Below are 651 nucleotides of genomic sequence, written 5' to 3' on the forward strand. Positions count from 1 at the left end.
CAATTAATGTATAGCCGGTTGTGCCTAGTGCCGCCATAAGAGCGCTTGAGCGAGTGCCGGGTGTTTTCGTTGGTACCGGTTGCAATGGATCGGGGATAGCGATGAGTGCGGGGTATGGCAGAGTATTAGCTGAGCTTGCTAGCGGACAGCGGCCTTACATTGATATTGAACAATACCGGCCAGAGCGCGACGCGCTTGCCGACCCGGCTAATTCAATGTTTCGCAAGGCATGTGCGATGTCTCGAGCGGCAAAACGCTAACTCAACACCGCCGCTGTAATCCCGATTGCACCATAATACGTGTTGCGATTTCTTCAACGGAATAGTCTGTTGTGTTCATAAATGGAATTCGTTCGCGGCGGTACATTAATTCCACCTCTTCTACTTCGTAGTTGCACTGCTTCATCGTTGCGTAGCGCGAATTTGGTTTGCGCTCGTTACGGATCAAAGACAGGCGCTCAGGTTCAATGGTCAAACCAAAAATCTTGCCGCGATAACTTTTTAAAAGTGCAGGTAGTTTTTGGTCTTCGATGTCTTCTTCTGTAATCGGGTAGTTCGCAGCCTGAATGCCATACTGCATAGCGAGGTAGAGACAGGTTGGGGTCTTACCACTTCGAGATACGCCAACCAAAATGACATCCGCTTCGTCATA

Annotated in this window: 2 protein-coding genes; one reads left to right on the forward strand and one right to left on the reverse strand. The window is 49.5% G+C overall.

Translation table 11 applies throughout. From position 1 onward, the window contains the following. Nucleotides 1-20 precede the first annotated feature (20 nt). Nucleotides 21-260 carry an FAD-dependent oxidoreductase gene (locus A3750_RS01580; protein ID WP_068547970.1) on the forward strand — a complete coding sequence of 80 codons (240 nt, stop codon included), beginning with the start codon at nt 21-23 and terminating at the stop codon, nt 258-260. A gap of 1 nt (nt 261) precedes the next feature. Here A3750_RS01580 and A3750_RS01585 read toward each other — a convergent pair. After that, nucleotides 262-651 (reverse strand): kinase/pyrophosphorylase (locus A3750_RS01585; protein WP_197474795.1); only part of this gene is annotated, 390 nt, incomplete at its 5' end.

This window comes from Oleiphilus sp. HI0079 (genome assembly GCF_001635105.1).